This window comes from Streptomyces sp. NPDC091281 (genome assembly GCF_044757425.1).
Classification (GTDB): domain Bacteria; phylum Actinomycetota; class Actinomycetes; order Streptomycetales; family Streptomycetaceae; genus Streptomyces.
The window spans coordinates 585,831-604,538 of record NZ_JBIVUY010000001.1 but is presented as its reverse complement, the minus strand read 5'-3'; the positions used below and the strand labels follow the sequence as shown (position 1 = coordinate 604,538).

Here is an 18,708-nt window from a genome sequence, read left to right as displayed (position 1 = left end):
AAGAAGCAAGGAGTACGGCGCCGGGCGGGCGCTCTCCTTGCCACTTACAACGTATAGCGCACCGGGGGGCTTGCGGCAAGGCCCCCGTGATGCCGCAGAATCGCTGCCTCAAGGCCGGAAGCTGCGGAAACTGGTGATGTGCGAAGTGTGTGCTGTTCTGTCGGTCGCCCGACCCTGCGCGGATCGGAGCCGATGACATGAACCCCGTCAACCCCGTGCACCCCACGCACCCTCTCACCACCAGCGTGTTCCGGCTGCCCGCGCGGCTCGCCGCGAAGGCCGACCCGGCGCTGACCGGCCGTGACGAACGGCACTTCGCGGCGATCGCGGAGAGCCTCGCCGAGACGATCGCCGACCTCTCCGGGCAGCTCGACGCCGTGCTGCGGGCGCCCGGCGGTCTCGGCCGGGCGGCGATGGACCGGGACACGGAGGTGCACCGGCTGAGCGCGCGGCTGCGCGCCCTGCGCCGCTTCGGCCTGGACCTCTGCCTGGGGCACGTCGTCGGCGCCGACGACGGCGAGACGGTCTACGTCGGCCGGCTCGGCCTGACCGACAGCGCGGGCCGCCGCCTGCTGATCGACTGGCGCTCGCCCGCCGCCGAACCCTTCTTCGCGGCGACCCACGCCCGCCCGATGGGGCTGGCGAGCCGCCGCCGCTACCGCTGGACCGACGGCCGGATCAGCGACTACTGGGACGAGGTGTTCACCCCCGACGGACTGGAGGGGCGGGCCGCGCTCGACGACCAGTCCGCGTTCATCGCGAGCCTCGGCGGCAGCCGTTCGCCGCGGATGCGGGACGTGCTCGCCACCATCCAGTCCGACCAGGACGCCATCATCCGCGCCGGATCGCGCGGCGCGCTGGTCGTCGACGGCGGCCCCGGCACCGGCAAGACCGTGGTGGCGCTGCACCGTTCGGCCTACCTGCTGTACGCCGACCCCCGGCTCGGGCACAAGCGCGGCGGTGTCCTGTTCGTCGGACCGCACCAGCCGTATCTGGACTACGTCGCCGACGTCCTGCCGAGCCTCGGCGAGGAGGGCGTACGGACCTGCACCGTACGGGACTTGGTGCCCGAGGGCGCCGCGGCGGGCGAGGAGCCCGACGCGGAGGCGGCCCGGCTGAAGGCGACGGCGGGCATGGTGAAGGCGATCGAGAAGGCCGTCGCGTTCTACGAGGAGCCGCCCACCGAGCCGTTGACGGTCACCACGCCCTGGGGCGCGGCCCGGATCACCGCCGAGGACTGGGCGGAGGTGTTCGGCGCGGCCGAGGCGGGCACCCCGCACAACGAGGGCCGCGACCTGATCTGGGCCGAACTCGTCACGCTCGTACGGGAGAAGCACCGCGGGGAGGCCCCGGAGCAGCTGTTCGGCCGGGCGCTGGCCGCCGACCGCGAACTGGTCGGCGCGCTCGACCGTGCCTGGCCGATGCTGGAGGCGACCGACCTGGTCGGCGACCTGTGGACGGTCCCCGCGTATCTGCGGCTGTGCGCGCCCTGGCTCGCGCCGGACGAGGTACGGCGGCTCCAGCGCGCCGACGCCCAGGCGTGGACGGTGTCCGACCTGCCGCTCCTCGACGCGGCGCGGCAGCGGCTCGGGGACCCGCGGGCGGCGCTGCGCAAGCGACGGCGGGCCGCGTCGGTGGCGGCGGAGCGGGAGCGGATGGCCGGGGTCATCGAGGGGCTGCTGCGGGCCGACGACGACGGCGAGGGCGCGGTGAACATGCTGCACGGGCAGGACCTCAAGGACACCCTCGTCGACGAGAACGCGCTGCCCGGCACCGCCGCGGACCCGCTGGCCGGGCCGTTCGCGCACGTCGTCGTGGACGAGGCGCAGGAACTCACCGATGCGGAGTGGCAGATGCTGCTGCTGCGCTGCCCGTCCCGGAGCTTCACCGTTGTCGGTGACCGGGCGCAGGCCCGGCACGGGTTCACCGAGTCGTGGCGGGAGCGGCTGGCGCGGGTGGGCCTGGACCGGGTCGAGGTGGCCTCGCTGAGCGTCAACTACCGTACGCCGGAAGAGGTGATGGCCGAGGCGGAGCCGGTGATCCGGGCCGCGCTGCCGGACGCCAACGTGCCGACGTCCGTACGCAGCGGCGGAGTTCCGGTCGGCCACGGCTCCGTCGCGGACCTGGAGACGGTCGTCGCGGACTGGCTCGCCGCGCACGACGAGGGCACGGCCTGCGTGATCGGCGCCCCCGCCTTCCGGGCCCGCCCGCGCGTCGCGTCCCTCACCCCGGAACTCTCCAAGGGCCTGGAGTTCGACCTCGTCGTCCTCGTCGACCCGGACCGCTTCGGCGACGGCGTCGAGGGCGCGGTGGACCGGTACGTGGCGATGACGCGGGCGACGCGGGAACTGGTGATCCTCAGGTCGTGAGGGGGTCTGGGGCCCCGAGGAGCCCTGGGTGCGGGTGACGGGGCCCGGTGGCGGGCGGGCCCCTGACCAGCGGCTTGCCCCGTACAGCCGTAACAATTAAAGTTACGACCGAAGTCCGAGAGTGCGGGAGGTGGAGTCCGACGTGAGCGCCAACAGCAGGCTGACCATCGCGGCGCACACCCTGACGTGGATCGGGCTGTACCAGCGGCGCGGCCACGAGGTCGCCACCTCCGAGCAGATCGCGGAGAGCGTCAACACCAACCCCGTGGTGATCCGCCGCCTGCTGGGCGAGCTGCGCAAGGCCGGGCTCGCCGAATCGCGGCGCGGCGCGGGGGCGGGGTGGATGCTGGCGCGGGACCTGGCGGAGATCACCCTGCTCGACGTCCACCAGGCCGTCGAACCGGGGCCGCTCTTCGCCCTGCACCGCGCGGCCCCGAACGCCGAGTGCGTCGTGGGCCACGGCATCGGCCCGGCCCTGACCGCCGTGTACGACGACGTGGAGGCCGCCCTGCGCAGGGAACTGGCCAGGACCACGCTGGAGGACGTCCTGCGGGACGTCCTGAAACCGGCCTGACCCGAAACCGTCGGCTTCGGCTCCACATCTGCGAAGACCCCGACGTCGCGGGCACCCAGACCGACGGAACGTCCTGGGGCCGGTCGGTGCGCGTCGGCATGTGACCGGCGTTCCGCGGCGCTGTGGGGGTCCGGCGGGTCCGCGAGAGCGGTGGGCCGCGAGACCGGTGGGCCGCTGGTCTGCTGGTCCGCTGGTCTGCTAGCCCGCTGGTCAGGCGCTCAGGCGCTCAGGTGCACCACCACAGGAAGCGGTCGCAGGACTCCGACGGGGAGGGTTCCGGGGGCGGGGACGTGGTCGCCGGGGCGGAGGTCGGCGGGCGGGACGGCTTGTCGGAGGGCTTGGTCGCGGCGGAGGAGGCGGGGGCGGAGTCCGGGGCGGGGGCCGACTGGGGGACGCCGTCGCCGTCGTCCTCGGCGTCGGGGGTGGCGGAGGTGCTGGGGGACGCCGAGGCGGAGGAGGAGGCCGAGGCGGACGCGGACGCCGAGGGGTCCGCGGAGGGGGAGGCGTCCGGGGTGCCGGACGCGTCGCTCACCGGCTCGGCCGTGACACCGGGCGACTCGTCCGCGCGCGCCTGCGCCGACTCGCCGCCCGCCGTGGACGGACGCGACGAGGAGCCGAACCCCGGTGCGTCGATGCCGAGTTCGGCCAGGCTGAGCGCACCGGCGGCCAGCAGGAAGCCGACCGCGACGAGGACGGTACGGCGTCGGCGGCGGCGGTGTGCGGCGGCCTTGCGGTCGCGGCGCGCGGACGGGGTGTCGGCGGGGTCCGCGGGGTGCCCGGCGGTGTCGCCCTCGGGGTCCCCGCCGGGGGCGTCGGCGGCGTTCTCGGCGGAGCCGTGGGCGGCGGAGTCCGGGGTGGTCCCGGCGCCGGGGGCCGGGGTGACCGTGGTATTGGTGGCCGGGGTGGCTTCGGCGCGGTCTGCGCGGGCTTCGGCAACGTTGTCCGAGTCGTCCGCGGAGGCGAACTCCGGTGCGCTGTGGGGCTCTTGTGTGCCGTGGGGCTGGGGGGTGGCGGGCGCTCCGCACCCCGGGCAGGCGAGGGCGCCGTTGAGGTGCCGACGGCACGGGAGGCAGTAGTCCATGACGCGGGAAGACTAAGTTCCCGGAGTGTGACGTTCCTAGGTCTGCCTGTGAAGGTTGTGTGGGAAACGATCCGCTGCGGCGCGGCTACCTTGCGCTATCGCCCCTCACCTCCTCTATGTTCTGCCACTGTTTCCCCACGCGGTGAACATTTCCCCTCCCGTCTCCGTATGTGACGGTGGCCCGCGCTCCCCCGCGCGGGCCACCCACATGACGACGGGCCCGGCCGTCCCCACCGGGCCCGCCCCATACGGAGGTTCCATGCCCGACAACGTCACCTCGTTGTTCCGCAGCACCGCCGCGCACAGCCCGTCGATGGCGGCGCTGGCGCGCGAGGGCGGCGACGGGGCCGGGCCGGTGGACTTCTGCATCCCCTGCAATCCCTACTTCCCCACCCCGCAGATGTTCGACGACATGGCGGCGCGGCTGCGGGACATCATCACGTACTACCCGAGCAGCGCCGACACGATCACCGCCGAACTGTGCAGCCTGCTCCAACTCCCGCCGCAGGCCGTGGCGATGGGCAACGGCTCCACCGAACTCATCACCTGGATCGACCACCTGCTGGTGCGGGAGTCGCTGGCCGTGCCGGTGCCGACGTTCGGCCGCTGGACCGACCAGCCGATGGAGACCGGCAAGCGGGTCGACATGTTCCCGCTCCAGGAGTCCAGCGGATTCGCCCTGGACCTGGCGCAGTACGCCGAGTTCATCCGCAAGCGCGGCACGCGGGTCGCGGTGATCTGCAACCCGAACAACCCCGACGGCGGGTTCCTGCACCGGGAGTCGCTGGTGCAGTTCATGGACGCGATGGCCGATCTGGACCTGATCGTCATCGACGAGTCGTTCCTGGAGTTCGCCGACGCGGAGGCCGAACCGAGCGTGGTGCAGGAGGCGATGCTGCGGCCCAACGTGGTCGTGCTGCGCAGCCTGGGCAAGAACTTCGGCCTGCACGGCATCCGGTTCGGCTATCTCGTCGCCAACCCGGCGCTGGCGGGCCGGGTGCGGTCGATGCTGCCGAAGTGGAACCTCAACTCCTTCGCGGAGCACGTGGTGTTCATGCTGAAGGAGCACGGCGCGGAGTACGCGCAGAGTCTGATGCAGGTGCGGCGGGACCGGCTGGACATGGCGAGCCAGCTCTCCGCGCTGCCCGGACTGACCGTCTACCCCTCCCAGGGGAACTTCCTCTTCGTACGGCTGCCCGTGGGCGCGGAGGGGACCGTCGTGCGGGACCGGATGCTGACCGAGCACCGGATTCTGGTCCGCGAGTGCGGCAACAAGATCGGTTCCTCCAGCCGCTTCCTGAGGCTCGTGGTGCGCCCCCAGGTGGACGTTCGTCGCCTGGTGTCCGGCCTGGAGCAGGTGCTCTACGGGACCAGGAGGGGAGCCGCCGTGCCCGAGCTGGGCTACAGCTCGGGCATGGCGGCGGTGGACCGCCTGGTGGGAGCGACCAACGGCGCCGGGATGCAGGGCCTCGCGGCCCAGGCACTCGCCGCCGGTCCGCAGGGCCTGGCCCCGGCCGTCGCGGCCGCCCAGGCCCCCGGGGCCGGTCAGCCGGGGCAGCCGCTCGCCCCGGCGGCCGGCGCCGCCCAGCCCATGCCGGCGGAGACCCCGGCCCCCGCACCGACCCCGGCCGCGGCAACGTTCCCGACCCCGCTTCCGACCCCGGCCCCGGTCCCCGAGCCGACCCCGCTCGTGGCGCCCGCCCCGGCCCCCATCCCGGCGGCGGCCCAGATCTTCCCGCCCCAGCAGGTCCCGGCGGCGGCACCCCCGCTCTCGGCGATCCCCACCCAACCGGCCCCCGCCCCGGCCCCCATACCGATGACCCCGCCCCCCGCGCCGACCCCGGCCCCGATGCCACAGACACCGTCGATGCCGTCGATCCCCGCCATGCCATCGACGCCGTCGATGCCGTCCATGCCCGCGATGCCCGCCGCGGCGGCGGCCATGTCCCCGGTCCCGCCGCCCGCGATGACCCCTCCCTCGATGCCCCAGGCCCCGGCCGCCCAGATGCCGATGGGCCCCACCCCGCCCGGCGTCCCGGCCCGCGGCGGCCTCACCGCGGCCCAGGTCCGCGGCACCAACGGCCTCTCCCCCGCGGCCACCACCGGCTGGCCCAACGCCCAGAGCTGGCCGAACGCGGCGGGGATGGGGCAGGTGGGCTGAGCGGCCCCTCGGGGCTCCGCGCGCAGGTGCGGCTACGCTTCCCGGCACAGCCGACGATGAGCATGACAGGGGGGACAGATGAGTCGCCCTCTGCTGTTCCTGGACGTGGACGGACCGCTCAACCCGTACGCGGCCAAGCCGGAGAGACGTCCGGCGGGCTACACCACCCTCCGGGTCCCCCGCGACGACGAGGCGGCGGAGGGGCGGACGCTCTCGTCCCGTCGGCGGCCGTTGCGGGTCTGGCTCAACCCGGAGCACGGGCGGGAACTGAGCGCACTCGGCTACGAGTTGTGCTGGGCCTCCACCTGGATGGCGAGCGCCAACCAGTGGATCGCCCCGGTGCTCGGCCTTCCCGAGCTGCCCTTCGTCGACTTCGGTGACGTGCTGTTCCAGGAGCGCCCCGACGGAGTCCACTGGAAGACCGCGGTCCTGGTGGACCACGCCGACGGCCGCCCTTTCGCCTGGGTGGACGACGAACAGAGCGCGCTGGACCAGGAGTACGTGACCGCCCACCACCGGGGGCGCGGCCTGCTGCACCACGTCGACCCGCGGATCGGTCTGCGGGACAACGACTTCCGGGCCCTCGCCGACTTCGCGGCATCCTTGCGGAACGGGTGAGCCACCGGCGCCTTCCCGTGCGCGGGCCTCACCGAAATCTCATGGCCCCCCACGCAGCCTGGGCTGATGACTTCTGGGCGTGGGCGGAGTGGGTATCTCGATCTGGTGCGGGCTGTTCCCCCGCGGCCACCACCGGCTGGCCCAACGCCCAGAGCTGGCCGAACGCGGCGGGGATGGGGCAGGTGGGCTGAGCGGCGCAGCAGGGCACGGTCAGAATCGGCCGACCTCCTCGAAAGTGTGACGTGGAAGCGGGAACGAACGGGAGAGGATCTCCGAGCGGATCTCCCCCGAGAGGAGACCGACCAGAAGATCGGCGCATCCGACGTCGAACCGCTCCCACCAGGCGCCGCGGGCCTCGTTCACCAGAACGGGCCACCTGGCGGGATGCGCGCCCGGAGCGGCGAGCCAGTAGAGAAACTCCCCGTTGTCCGTCGTGGCCCAGGGGATGACACGGCTCCCGGGGGCGCGCAGCAGGTCCTGGGGCGGGGCCTCGCCGTCCTCCCACAGCAGCGCGAACGCCTCGTCACACTCCTCGGTCAGGCGAATGAGGTCGTAGGGGGACTTCGCGCACCGCGGTTCGAGGACCCAGAGATAGCCGTCGAGCTGACCGCCTCCGTAGACGTCGATGAACTGCCGGTAGTCCTCGGGGATTTCGCATCCCATCTCTCCGGCGATCTCGCTCCAGTCCTGTCGTGGGACCGCGTTGCCCGGTGTGCCGACAAGTGCGGCGAACTGCTCGACAGGCGTCTTCATGGCCTGCTCCCCTTCCTCGTCAGCTCGTGGGCGAGAACCCCCGAAGCACCCGCGAGTCCATGACGCTTGTGTCTGCCGAGCAGGCGTCACCCACAGGTCACCGGTCAGCGGATTCCTGACCGCGACCACCCACCCGACGTGCCGGACTCCCTGACACGGCACCGCCCGGGTCTCTAGGCTCTGCGAGGGGGGTGCCGGTGGACGGTGGGCAGCAATGGTCAACATACGGCGTCGATCGGCGGATCGCTCTGACCCGCAGGTGGGACGAGCTAGTTGAGGAAGTGCGGCAGCTGGGCCGCGACCAACAGGTGCCGCACCTGGCGGACTTCCTCCTTCCGCCGTCCGCCGCCTCGTTGACTGCCGCCGCCCGCGAAGGGGCTGTGGTGGTCCTCAACCTGAGCGAGGACCGGAGCGACGCCCTTCTTCTCGTCGACGACAGCGTCCGTTCCCTGCCGCTGGCTCTGCTGACGCCGGTCGAGGTCGCCACCCGTGCCACCGCGTACCTGAACTGTCTGAGGGCCCTGGAGCAGGCAGGCTGGAACCTCCAGCGCACCATGGTGCCGTTCAGCAGGGGTGACCGGAGACGAAGGGTGTTCGCGAGGATCGCGAAGGCGCGGCGGTCCCTGTCCGACGCGCGTGACGCGGCCGAGCGGGAGATCGCCGGTCTCACGGCCTGGCTCTGGGACGCGATCGCGCAGCCCGTCCTGGACGACCTGGGGCACCGCGGCCCCGCCGTCCCCGGCGCCCCCCTTCCCCGCCTTTGGTGGTGCCCCACCGGGCTGCTCGCCCTGCTGCCGCTGCACGCGGCCGGTCACCACTCCGGGGAGGAGGGTGACGAGTACCGGACCGTCCTGGACCGGGTGGTGTCCTCCTATACGCCGACCGTGCGAGCGCTGATCGCGGCCCGCGACCGCCCCCGGCTCCCGGACGCCGCAGACCGGACGGACCCCCCGGGCATGCTCTTCGTCGCGCCGGAACCGGACGGTCTGCCGTCACTGCCCGCCCACGAGGCGGACCAGGACTCCCTGCGCAGCGCGTTCGGCCACCGTCTGACGTCGCTGCGCGGTGAGGAGGCCACCGTCGAGGCGGTGCTGGCGGCTCTGAGCGGGCATCCCCGGGCCCACTTCAGCAGTCACGCGGCGCAGCGGCTCGACAGCCCCGGAGACGGCGGGATCGCGCTGCGGAACGGAGTCCTGACCGTCCACAACCTGGTCGAGGAGCGCTTCACCGGGGAGTTCGCCTTCCTGTCCGCCTGCCAGACCGCGGTGGGGGGCACGGATCTGGCCGACGAGGCGATCACCCTGGCCGCGGCCCTGCACTTCGCCGGATTCCGTCATGTCATCGGCACGCTCTGGTCCGTGCAGGACAGCGCCGCGTCCGTCATCACGCGGGACTTCTACACGGCGGACGCCCCGGGGACCCGCGTCGGCGGTCCCGGCGCCGGGGAAGCCTCCGCTTCCGGGTTCGACCCCGCGGACGCCGCACGGCGACTCCACCGGGCCGTGCGCGGGATGCGTGAACGGGACCGGTCCCTGGCACGGCAGCGGCAGGAACGGCGCGGCGGTACGCGGAGCGATCACCTGCGGCTGACGACCTGGGTGCCCTTCATCCACATCGGTCCCTGATCCCCTCACCCCGAAGTGCCCGGAAGGAAGCCGCGTGACGACTCCGACAAGTCACCAACCCGTTCCCTACCAGGAGATCAACGAGCCGTACTACGCCATCGAGGTCGCGGGGAGCCACACCCTGGAACAGGCCTACGGCGACGACTACGTCCTGATCTGCACCTGTCCGCGCTGCGGCGCCGCCCTCGACGTCGAACTCTTCGAGCCCGTCTACAGGGCAGCCGCCGCGGGCGCCCAGGCGAACGCGACGGGCGGACACGAGATTCCGGTGAGCTGTGTGTGCGTGGGCGAGCACGCCGACCGCCCCGAGGGCCGGACCGGTTGCGGCGCCTACTGGCCCATGGTGTTGTCGTGAACGTGCCGCGCCGCGTCACCGCGTCGGCCCGCCCGGCGAGCCCGCGTGACCTGCTGGCCGCGCAGGAGCGCCACCGGCTGGCGCGGGAAGCGCTGCCCAGACTCCGGGCGGCGGCCACCGGCTGGCGCAACGCCGTCGGCGTCCTCATGGCCGGGCTCGTCGGCTTCGGCCTCGTCAAGGGGCGTAACGACGTGGGGCAGTTGGAGCAGAGCTGGGCATCCGTCGTCGGATTGCTGCTGCTGGCGGCCCTGATCTGCGGGGCGGTCGGTGCCTATCTCCTGAACCGGGCCGCGCACGGCCCGCTCGCGTCCGTCCCGGCGGGCATGCGCGCCACCCGGTCGGCGATCGAACACAAGGAGGCCAGGAGTGCGCTGAAAGCCATGCGCGGGGGCATCACGCTCAGCCTCGGCTGCGCCTGCCTCCTCGTCGTCGCGGTGGGCGCGACCTGGTACGGCCCCGCGGCCAAGAAACCCGCCGTGGAGATCACCTCCCCCGGCACGGGAAGCGTCTGCGGGACGGTGACGCGCGTCGCCCGGGGCACTGTCTGGCTGAAGAACGGCGGTACGACCGTGGAACTGCCTCTCGTCGGCATCACCCGGCTGCGTACGGTCGAGGTCTGCCCGTGAAACGTCCGCGCATCCTCGACATGGCGCTGGTCAAAAGGCGCATGACGGTGTCCTTCAGCTTCTTCCTGGTGTGGCGTCCGGCCATGGGGCGCGCGGTGCGCGCGGTCGAGGCGGGCGACCTGGAGGAGGCGCGGGACCTGGCAGAGCGGCTGGCTGCCCTGCGCGCCGCGCCGTCCATGCCCACCTGGACGCGGGACCTGATGCGCCGCGTGGAGATGGAGGTCCGCGTGTCGCTCTCCGCGCTCGCGAACGATCCCGGGCAACTCGATCGGGCGATCACCCTGGGCGAGGAGGCGCTCGCGACCCCGCCCACCTCGTGGGAGGCCGAGGCACTGGACCGGATCGCGCTGGCCGAGGCCCTGATCAGCCGGTTCGAACAGCGCGCAGACTCACGGGACGTCGACGCGGCGATCTCGTACTTCCAGAACGCGAGCGAGCTGTGCGGTCGGCGGGAGAGCACCGCACGGCCACGCCTCTCCGTCCGGGAAGGACTGCGCCGCTGGAACCGGCAGTTCCCACCCCGAAAACTTGCCTACGACACCGTCCAGTGGCCGCCGATGGACGAGTTCATGCGGGCCCACCTGCTGTGTCGGCTCGCAGGCGCCTACGACACCCGTTTCCAGGCGCTGTGGGCCGTAGCGGATCTCGAGCGCGCGGTGACCGCCATCGAGCAGGCGGAGGCCCTCAGCCGCACCTTCATGTGGTCCGTCTCCTCGAGCTCGTCGGGATACGGAAGACAGCGGGGCATCGTGCTGTCCCAACTGGCGGCGGTCCTGGTCCTGCGCTACGAGATCTTCCGCGACGCCGAGGACATCGTGCGGGCGCACTGGTATCTCAAGGACGCCGACCGGCTCATGCCGCGCCGTGACGTGGAGAGCGCGGGGCTGGCGCGCAACCGCGTGCACGCCCTGGTGCTCCAGGCCGAGGCGCTGTCCGAGGCGAGCTACCTCGACCAGGCGGAGGCCGTCCTGCGCCGCCGTCAGCCCCGCGACCCGGACTGGCTGCCCCAGGTCGAGATCGCCGTGGTGCGCTCCGAGTTATCCGGTTCGGCCGAAGGACTCGACACGGCGGTACGCACGGTGGAGTCACGGCTGGTCGACGCCACCCCGGCGGAAGAGTCCGAGCTGCTGCGCTGGCTGGCTGTGCTGTTCTGGCAGTGGGCCGACGTCGAGGAGGCCCACCCGTCCCGGCCGGACGCCGACGCGGACCCCGAAGCCGGTACGGACTCCGACGCGACGGTGGCGGCCTCGTCTTCGTCAGCCACCGGGTTCTGGCGCCGCTCGGCCGATGCGTGGCGGCGCCTGGCTCTGACGGAGTCCGCCCCCGCGTGGCGACGTCTGGTCGCGGCCTCGTTCTGGACGCGGTTAGGCCGGCACTGCAACGCCGGGCCGGCGGAGCGGGTCGAGGCCGCTTCCCTGGCCGTTCGGCTGCTGCCGACGGCCGCCTGGCGAGGTCTCGACCGCATCAATCAGGAGATGCTCCTGACGGTCGGTGGCGGGGGTCTCGCCACGACGGCGGCCGCCGCCCAGCTTGACGCGGAGCGACCGGAACAGGCCCTCGAACTGCTGGAACTGGGACGTGGTGTGCTGTGGTCGCAGAAGCTCGACGGCGATACCGATCTGCGCGTGCTGCGTGAGCACTCCGAGGAACTGGCCGCCCGCCTGACGGGCACCCGGCTGCTCCTGGAGCGGACCATGTCCCCCTTGCCGCGCCCGGCTGACGGCGCCGCGACAGGGCTCCCGGTCGTCCGGGCGACCGCCGCCGACCCGGCGGGCGGCGCGCCTGCGGCGGACCCGGCCCCCTGACGCCGCCGACCGGGAGGGGAGGCGGAGCCGTCCTCCGGCCGCATGGCTGCGGGCGGGTGGGGCGTCGGGCAAGTCCACAGGTCAACCACGTGATTCCCGTGCGCGGGCCTCACCGAAATCTCATGGCCCCCCGCGCAGCCTGGGGTGATGACTTCTGGGCGTGGGCGGAGTGGGTATCTCGATCTGGTGCGGGCTGTGGCGATCGTGCGGGTCGTGGTGTATCACGCGACCGGTGCCGCCTGGCTGACCGTCGTGTTTCCGTCGATGGGGGTGATGTTCGGGCTCGGGGGGTCGTTGATGGCGGCCTCCCTGTCGCGGGGGCGGGCGGTGCGGGAGGTGGTGGGCTCGCGGTTGCGGCGGCTGCTGGTGCCGTTGTGGGTGCTGGGGGCCGTCGCGGTGGCCCTGATGGGGTGGCGGGCCCGGGGGGACGGCGACTGGGAGGTGACGTGGCGGTGCCTGTACTGGGTGCTGCCCGTCGTGGACCCGCCGGGCAGCGACTGGGGCGCCCCGCTGTGGGAGGTGCTCTGGTACCTGCGGGCGTACCTCTGGTTCGTGCTGCTGTCGCCGCTGCTGCTGCCCCTCTTCCGGCGGCTGCCGCTGCTCGCGCTGACGGTGCCGTTCGCCGTGCTGGTGATGCTGGAGACCGAGCGGTGGTATCTGCCGGACCCGGCCGGGACGATCGTCGGTGAGTTCTGCACGTACGCGGGCTGCTGGTTCCTCGGGTTCGCCCATCACGACGGGCTGCTCGACCGGTTGAGCGGGCGGGTGCGGATCGTGCTGGCGGGCGTGCTCGCCGCCGCGGGGGCGGCCTGGTTCCTGACCCACACCACCGAGTACGGGCTCGACCTCGGGTACATCCCCCTCGGCAACGCCCTCTGGTCCGCCGGGTTCGTCGTCCTGCTGCTCGGGTTCCAGCCGTCCGCGGACTTCTTCACCCGGCGGCCCCGTCTCGTGGAGGCGCTGCGGCGGATCAACTCCCGCGCGCTCAGCATCTATCTCTGGCACAACCCGTCGATCGCGGCGGCCGCCGTCCTCATCGCCGTCTCCGGGCTCGACGACTTCCCGCCCGGCGGGCACACCGTCCTCCTCCTCGCCCTCGTCACCGTCCTCACCTGCGGCGCGGTCACCACCCTCGGCTGGGCGGAGACCCTCGCCAGCCACCGGAGAGGGGCAAGTGGAGGGGGAAGGAGCGGGGCCGGCGGGGGGCTCGTGGTGCCTGGTGGGCGTGCCGACCTACCGAATTCCGTGGATTCCGTGGAATCCGGTGTCTCCGCCGCCGCCGCGGGCCGTGCATGACTGAGGCGAGGATGCCTTTGTCGGCTCTCCTCGCCCTTCTCAAGGTATAGCGCGGCGGGGGGCTTGCCGCAAGGCCCCGGGTGTGCCGCAGGATGGTGCGTCCAAGGCCAGGACCTGCGGAAACGGGTGATCGTGTGAAGCGTGTAGTGCTGTCGTCGTACGGGTCGCGGGGTGATGTGGAGCCCGTCGTGGCGCTGGCGCTGCGGTTGCGGGAGCTGGGGGCGGAGGTGCGGCTGTGTGTCCCGCCGGACTTCGCGGAGCTGGTGGGGGCGGCCGGGCTGCCGATGGTGGCGCTCGCCTGGCCGATCCGCGCGCTCGCCACCGGGCGGGTGCCGGGGAAGACGTCGCTGCCGGACATCGCCGCCGAGCTGACCGCCCTCGCGGACGCGGCCGTCATCGAGGCGGCCGGTACGGAGGCGGCCGGTACGGAGGTGGCCGACGGCGGTACGGCGGCGGACGGCGTACGGGATCTCGCCGTCGTCGCGACCGGGTCGCTGCCCGCTGTCGCCGGGGCGCGGGCCGCCGCCGAACGGCTGGGCGCCGCCTGGGCGTTCGCCGCGCTGTCCACCTCCTACCTGCCCTCCCCGCATCAGGCGCCCGCGCCCTGGCCCGGCCAGGAGATTCCGGCCGAAGGCGCCGACAACCGGACCCTGTGGGATCTCAACTCGGCGCATCTGCAAGCCCTGTTCGGGCCGACGGTCAACGCGCACCGGGCCTCCGTCGGGCTGCCGGCGGTGGACGGTGTCCGCGACCACGTCCACGGCGACCACCCTCTCCTCGCCACCGACCCCGTGCTCGGTCCCTGGCGGGAGACGTCCGACCTGGACGTGACGCAGACCGGGGCGTGGCTGCGCACCGACGAACGGCCCCTGCCCGCCGACCTGGTGGAGTTCCTCGCCGCCGGGTCCGCGCCGGTCTACGTCGGTTTCGGCAGCATGCCGTTGCGCGGGGCCGACCCGGCGGCGGTGTCCCGCGCGGTCGTCGCGGCGGCGCGGGCGCGGGGCCGCCGGGTACTGCTCGGCAGCGGGTGGGCCGGGCTGGCGCCCGTCGACGAGGGGGACGACGTCCTCGTCGTGGGCGACGTCAATCACCAGGCGCTGTTCCGCCGGGTCGCCGCCGTCGTCCACCACGGCGGTGCCGGTACGACGGTGACGGCGGCGGGGGCCGGTGTGCCGCAGGTGCTGGTGCCGCAGGTCGCCGACCAGCCGTACTGGGCGGGCCGGGTCGCCGGGTCGGGGATCGGCGTTGCCCACGACGGGCCGGTGCCGACGGCGGAGTCCCTGACCGCCGCCCTCACGACCGCCCTCTCCCCCACGGTCCGCGAACGCGCCGCCGCCCTCGCCCCGAGCATCCGCACCGACGGTGCGGCGGTCGCGGCGAAGCTGGTCCTCGACGGGGCCCGGCCGGTCTAGGGCCTGTCTGACAATTCCCGCGCGCGTTCAGCGCGGTGCGAGTCCGAGGTTCCCGCGGAGCGTGGTGCTCTCGTACCGGTCGCGGAACAGGCCCCGGCGCTGGAGTTCGGGCACCACGAGGCGGACGAAGGCGTCGAGGTCCTGGGGTGCGAGGGCCGACATGACGTTGAAGCCGTCCGCGGCGCCTTCGGTGAACCACTCCTCCATGATGTCGGCGACGTCGGCGGCGGTGCCGACGGCCTCCAGGTGGCCGTTGGCTATCGCGGTGGCCTGATAGAGCTGACGTATCGTCAGTTTCTGTTCGTGGGCCATGCGCAGCCACAGGCGGCGGCGGCTCGGCACCGCGGGGTCGTCCTCCAGCTCGGGCACGGGACCGTCCAGATCGTACGAGGACAGGTCGCCGAGGAAGAGGGCGAGATGGGCCAGGCCCAGCTGCGGGTCGATCTGTTCCCGGAGGTGGCGGAGCCGGTCGTGGGCGGCGGCCCGTGTCTCCCCGAGCACGGGCAGGACACCGGGCAGGACGAGCAGGCCCGCCGGGTCGCGGCCGTGAGCGGCGGCGCGTTGCTTGACGTCCCGGTAGTAGGCCTGGGCCGCGGACAGTTCGTTCTGCACGGTGTAGACGATCTCGGCGGTGCGCCCGGCCAGTTCGCGTCCCGCCGGGGAGGCCCCGGCCTGGACGATGACGGGCCTGCCGGTCGGCGTGCGGGGCACGTTGAGGGGCCCGTCGACGCGGAAGTGCCGTCCTCGGTGGTCCAGGCGGCGCATCTTCGCGGGGTCGAAGTAGCGGCCCGTCCCGGTGTCGTGGACGAAGGCGTCGGAGTCCCAGCTGTCCCACAGCGCGGTGACCACGTCCACCGCCTCCTCGGCGCGCCCGTACCGCTCCGCCTTCGACGGCATGGCCGCCAGGCCGTGGTTGCGGGCCTCCTCCGGCAGGGTGGAGGTGACGACGTTCCAGGCGGCCCGGCCGCCGCTGATGTGATCGAGGGAGGCGAAGAAACGGGCGGTGGTGTAGGGCTCCTGGAAGGTGGTGGACATGGTCGCCGCCAGTCCGATGCGGCAGGTCACCGGCGCGAGCGCGGCCAGCAGGGTCAGCGGTTCGAGGTCGGTGACCGTGGACGCCCTGCCGAGTGCGCCGCGCGGGACGTCGTACAGCGCGGCGGCCAGCCGGTCCGGGATGAACAGCAGGTCGAACAGGCCCCGTTCGGCGGTCTCCGCCATCGCGCGGTAGTGCGCGAAGTCCGCCACCGGCGGTACTCCGGGGATCATCCAGGCGCTGGCGTGGTAGCCGAGACCCTTGACCGAGGCGGCCAGTCGCATCCGGCGCGTGGTCATGCCCACTCCCTTTCCTCTTCGTCGCAGTGGGTACGGGCGGCGGGCATCCGGCAGGGGCCGGAGGACCGCGCGGGCAGGGGCCGCGGCGGCTCGGCCGGGGGCTCCGCGCACAGGGCGAGCGCGTCGCTGGTCCCGGCGTGCACGATGTCGGCGGTGCCCGCGAGCACCATCGAGCCGAGGTAGGTGCCCAGGGCGCACAGCACGCTCAGCTTGGGAATCCGGCCGGTCACGCCCCGGTACTGCGCGTCCCACGCGGCGTCGTGGGCGTCCAGCGCCTCCTGCACGATCCAGGTACGGCCGGCCGCCGACTGCTCCCGCGCCCGCGCGAGGGCCTCCTCGCCGTGCGGCGACCGCCCGTCGAGGAGGTGGATGCCCGCGCCGCCGCTGCCGCGGTACACGTCATGGCCCGCGTACTTGAGAAAGTAGGGCGTCTTCTGCAGGCCCGCCGCGAACGCGCGGTACGGGAGCACCTGTCCGTCCGGCATCTGCACCCCCTCCGCCTCCAGGACCGCCGTGTGGGGGAACAGCGACCGGTCCGCGTCGGAGAAGAGGTCGCGGGTGAACCGCCAGAACGGCAGCGCGGTCGTGATCTTGCTGAAGAAGAGGGCGTTGACGGACGGGTCGTACAGGTGCGGCTCCCGTGCCGCGCGCGCCAGATGGCCCGAGGGGTGCTGCTCGGTGAACAGGCTGGGGAAGGAGTGGGACCGGATGTGCCGTACGTCGTCGGGGCCCACGCCGGTGTCGAGGCCGTAGTAGCGGGCTCCCGCCGCACGCGTGCGCTCCACGAAGTAGCGCACCCCGGTCTGGCCGGTCGCGGTGTCGGTCAGGTAGAGCACGGCCGGGTCGTCCGTGCCCACGGCCCGCCGGAGGGCGTCGACGTACCGTTGCGCCACCGTGGCGGCGTCGGGTGCGGTGCCGGGGTGGAAGGCGGCGGCGTGGTCCGCGAGCAGCAGGTACTCGCCCCAGCCGGAGCCCGGTGCCTGGATCTCGTACATCCGGCCGTCGAGCGACTCGTCGGTCCGGTAGCTCCGGGGTACGGCGGTGGCCGCCGCCCCGAGCGAGCGGTGGAAGTCCAGCCCCAGGTGCGGCGGCAGATCCCCGTACAGCGCGCGGGCCACCACGGGCGGGACCGTGCCGTCCAGGACGGCCCGGTAGACGCCCAGACAGTGGTGGAAGAAGGCGTCCACCGCGCGCGGCCGGTCCCTGGACGTCCGTACCCGGGCGGCCGGGGGGTGGAAGGGCCGAGGGGCCGGTGTCAGCGGCACGGTGGCGCGGCTGCCGAGCCACGTCCGCAGGTGCGTGCCCAGCCACTCCTGTTCCCGCCGGGTGAGCCACGGCGCGTCGGTGCCGCCGGGGCCCGCGAGGGCACGGGTCGTCATCGGCCGGTCCCCCAGATCTGTTCCAGGACGCGCAGCACGTTCCCTCCGAGGACGGCGGTGATCGAGGCGTCGTCCCATCCGTCGCGCACCAGACAGCGCACCAGTGTGGGGAAGCACTCGCCCGGGTTCTCCAGTCCGCGGACGTGGTCGGTCGGGGTGAAGGCCGGGCCCGCCGCGTGGAAGGCGGCCAGGCCCAGCGTGCCCGCGAGTTCGGCGTGCAGGGCGACATGGTCGCCGAAGAAGGTGTCCGGGCCGAAGGCCACGTGCTCGACCCCGACCAGGTCCACGCAGTACCGCAGGTGGTCGAGGACCGACTCCACGTCGTGGCGCGGGTGGGCGGCGCTGAGCGTGGTGTGCGGCGCGGCCTCCAGGCCGATGAGTCCGCCCCGTGCCGCACACGCGGTGATCACCTCGTCGGGTTTCATCCTCCGCGTGTTCCACACCGCCCTCGCCCCCGCGTGGGTGATGAGCACCGGGTGCTCGCTCGCCTCGATGACGTCCAGGGTGGTGCGGTCACCGGCGTGCGACACGTCGATCGCCATGCCGAGGCGGTTCATGCGCCGCACGGCCCGGCGTCCGAAAGCGGTCAGGCCGTGGTCGACCGGGGCCTGCAACCCGTAGCCGAGGGCGTTCTCGGCCTGGTAGACGACGCCGAGCTGACGCACGCCGAGTCCGTACAGCACGTCGATCCGGTCGAGGCTGCCGCCGATGGACTCCGCGCCCTCCAGCCCCGTCACCAGGGCGATACGGCCGGTGGTGTGGGCCTCCCGGATGTCGGCGACGGTGCGGGCGTGCCGGACGAAGTCCTGGTGGGCGACGTCGCACAGGCGTATGCCGAGGTCGGTGACGGTCTCGTCCCATGACCAGCCGGGGCCGCCCACGTTGTCGAACACGGCGCTCATCCCAGAACGGGCGAGGCCCGCGTAGCCGAGGGCCACCCGTCCCGAACGCTGGTAGGCACGCAGTTCGGACAGGTCGGCGGGGAGCCGGAAGGGATGGTCGTGCAGGGAGACGACGAGGCTGTCCGCGAGGAGCGCGGCGGCGCGTTCCTCCTGCTCGGGGCCGAGGCCGACGTCGTACGCGGGGAGGCGGTCCACGTCGGGCGCGAGCGCGAAGGGCGGCGGGGCGGCGTCGGGCTCCCGGTAGGAGAACGCCTCGTAGCCGCCGTGGGCGAGGGGCGTGGGGCGTGTGGGGGTGCCGCTGCCGGTGGGTGCGTCCGCGTCCGCGGGTGTGTCGGGGGTGGCGGGCAGGGGGCGCGTCATGGGGTCGTCTCCCGGTGGGGGGGGTGGCTGGTGGTGGCGGGGGTGCGGGGGCCGGTCGGT

Annotated in this window: 15 protein-coding genes; 10 read left to right on the top strand and 5 right to left on the bottom strand. The window is 73.3% G+C overall.

Annotation, left to right across the window (positions count from 1 at the left end):
* Positions 1-197 precede the first annotated feature (197 nt).
* Positions 198-2,369, top strand: a complete 2,172-nt coding sequence (gene helR, locus ACIQPQ_RS02595) for an RNA polymerase recycling motor ATPase HelR (RefSeq protein WP_401298740.1) — start codon at positions 198-200, stop codon at positions 2,367-2,369.
* Between the two features lie 142 nt (positions 2,370-2,511).
* On the top strand, positions 2,512-2,943 hold the full coding sequence (locus ACIQPQ_RS02590) for an Rrf2 family transcriptional regulator (protein WP_401299593.1): 432 nt from the start codon (positions 2,512-2,514) through the stop codon (positions 2,941-2,943).
* Between the two features lie 226 nt (positions 2,944-3,169).
* Here ACIQPQ_RS02590 and ACIQPQ_RS02585 read toward each other — a convergent pair whose 3' ends face one another.
* Complete coding sequence (locus ACIQPQ_RS02585) at positions 3,170-4,024, bottom strand: hypothetical protein (protein ID WP_401298737.1); 855 nt, start codon at positions 4,022-4,024, stop codon at positions 3,170-3,172.
* Between the two features lie 259 nt (positions 4,025-4,283).
* Here ACIQPQ_RS02585 and ACIQPQ_RS02580 point away from each other — a divergent pair, with 259 nt between their 5' ends.
* Positions 4,284-6,185 carry a pyridoxal phosphate-dependent aminotransferase gene (locus ACIQPQ_RS02580; RefSeq protein ID WP_401298734.1) on the top strand — a complete coding sequence of 634 codons (1,902 nt, stop codon included), beginning with the start codon at positions 4,284-4,286 and terminating at the stop codon, positions 6,183-6,185.
* 78 nt (positions 6,186-6,263) lie between these two features.
* Positions 6,264-6,803, top strand: coding sequence for a hypothetical protein (locus tag ACIQPQ_RS02575; protein ID WP_401298731.1), 540 nt, complete (start codon positions 6,264-6,266; stop codon positions 6,801-6,803).
* Between the two features lie 210 nt (positions 6,804-7,013).
* Here ACIQPQ_RS02575 and ACIQPQ_RS02570 read toward each other — a convergent pair whose 3' ends face one another.
* Positions 7,014-7,556: an SMI1/KNR4 family protein gene (locus tag ACIQPQ_RS02570; RefSeq protein ID WP_401298729.1), complete on the bottom strand. Its 543-nt coding sequence runs from the start codon at positions 7,554-7,556 to the stop codon at positions 7,014-7,016.
* Positions 7,557-7,753: 197 nt separating this feature from the next.
* Between ACIQPQ_RS02570 and ACIQPQ_RS02565 the strand changes: the two genes are divergently transcribed.
* The 6 genes from ACIQPQ_RS02565 to ACIQPQ_RS02540 all read left to right on the top strand — a co-directional run bounded on the left by ACIQPQ_RS02565 (position 7,754) and on the right by ACIQPQ_RS02540 (position 14,675).
* On the top strand, positions 7,754-9,181 hold the full coding sequence (locus ACIQPQ_RS02565; protein WP_401298726.1) for a CHAT domain-containing protein: 1,428 nt from the start codon (positions 7,754-7,756) through the stop codon (positions 9,179-9,181).
* Positions 9,182-9,215: 34 nt separating this feature from the next.
* Positions 9,216-9,536: a hypothetical protein gene (locus ACIQPQ_RS02560; RefSeq protein WP_401298724.1), complete on the top strand. Its 321-nt coding sequence runs from the start codon at positions 9,216-9,218 to the stop codon at positions 9,534-9,536.
* Positions 9,533-10,162 (top strand): hypothetical protein, encoded by a 630-nt coding sequence (locus ACIQPQ_RS02555; RefSeq protein ID WP_401298721.1) that lies wholly within the window; start codon positions 9,533-9,535, stop codon positions 10,160-10,162. Before ACIQPQ_RS02560 ends, ACIQPQ_RS02555 begins: the two co-directional genes overlap by 4 nt.
* Positions 10,159-11,967 carry a hypothetical protein gene (locus tag ACIQPQ_RS02550; RefSeq protein ID WP_401298719.1) on the top strand — a complete coding sequence of 603 codons (1,809 nt, stop codon included), beginning with the start codon at positions 10,159-10,161 and terminating at the stop codon, positions 11,965-11,967. The genes ACIQPQ_RS02555 and ACIQPQ_RS02550 overlap by 4 nt, the downstream gene beginning before the upstream one ends.
* A 147-nt stretch (positions 11,968-12,114) precedes the next feature.
* Positions 12,115-13,263 (top strand): acyltransferase, encoded by a 1,149-nt coding sequence (locus ACIQPQ_RS02545; RefSeq protein WP_401298717.1) that lies wholly within the window; start codon positions 12,115-12,117, stop codon positions 13,261-13,263.
* 134 nt (positions 13,264-13,397) lie between these two features.
* Entirely contained in the window at positions 13,398-14,675 is a 1,278-nt protein-coding gene (locus ACIQPQ_RS02540; RefSeq protein WP_401298714.1) for a glycosyltransferase, read from the top strand.
* Positions 14,676-14,702: 27 nt separating this feature from the next.
* Here ACIQPQ_RS02540 and ACIQPQ_RS02535 read toward each other — a convergent pair whose 3' ends face one another.
* Genes ACIQPQ_RS02535 through ACIQPQ_RS02525 form a run of 3 tightly spaced genes read right to left on the bottom strand, consistent with a single transcriptional unit; the run spans position 14,703 to position 18,648 of the window.
* On the bottom strand, positions 14,703-16,007 hold the full coding sequence (locus tag ACIQPQ_RS02535) for an LLM class flavin-dependent oxidoreductase (RefSeq protein ID WP_401298711.1): 1,305 nt from the start codon (positions 16,005-16,007) through the stop codon (positions 14,703-14,705).
* Positions 16,004-17,386: a hypothetical protein gene (locus tag ACIQPQ_RS02530; protein WP_401298708.1), complete on the bottom strand. Its 1,383-nt coding sequence runs from the start codon at positions 17,384-17,386 to the stop codon at positions 16,004-16,006. The genes ACIQPQ_RS02535 and ACIQPQ_RS02530 overlap by 4 nt, the downstream gene beginning before the upstream one ends.
* Complete coding sequence (locus tag ACIQPQ_RS02525; protein ID WP_401298705.1) at positions 17,383-18,648, bottom strand: dipeptidase; 1,266 nt, start codon at positions 18,646-18,648, stop codon at positions 17,383-17,385. The genes ACIQPQ_RS02530 and ACIQPQ_RS02525 overlap by 4 nt, the downstream gene beginning before the upstream one ends.
* Positions 18,649-18,708 lie beyond the last annotated feature (60 nt).

Coding starts and splice junctions, on each gene's coding strand:
- helR (WP_401298740.1), top strand. CDS start 198: ATGAACCCCGTCAACCCCGTGCACCCCACGCACCCTCTCACCACCAGC.
- ACIQPQ_RS02585 (WP_401298737.1), bottom strand. CDS start 4,024: ATGGACTACTGCCTCCCGTGCCGTCGGCACCTCAACGGCGCCCTCGCC.
- ACIQPQ_RS02580 (WP_401298734.1), top strand. CDS start 4,284: ATGCCCGACAACGTCACCTCGTTGTTCCGCAGCACCGCCGCGCACAGC.
- ACIQPQ_RS02575 (WP_401298731.1), top strand. CDS start 6,264: ATGAGTCGCCCTCTGCTGTTCCTGGACGTGGACGGACCGCTCAACCCG.
- ACIQPQ_RS02570 (WP_401298729.1), bottom strand. CDS start 7,556: ATGAAGACGCCTGTCGAGCAGTTCGCCGCACTTGTCGGCACACCGGGC.
- ACIQPQ_RS02545 (WP_401298717.1), top strand. CDS start 12,115: ATGACTTCTGGGCGTGGGCGGAGTGGGTATCTCGATCTGGTGCGGGCT.
- ACIQPQ_RS02535 (WP_401298711.1), bottom strand. CDS start 16,007: ATGACCACGCGCCGGATGCGACTGGCCGCCTCGGTCAAGGGTCTCGGC.
- ACIQPQ_RS02530 (WP_401298708.1), bottom strand. CDS start 17,386: ATGACGACCCGTGCCCTCGCGGGCCCCGGCGGCACCGACGCGCCGTGG.
- ACIQPQ_RS02525 (WP_401298705.1), bottom strand. CDS start 18,648: ATGACGCGCCCCCTGCCCGCCACCCCCGACACACCCGCGGACGCGGAC.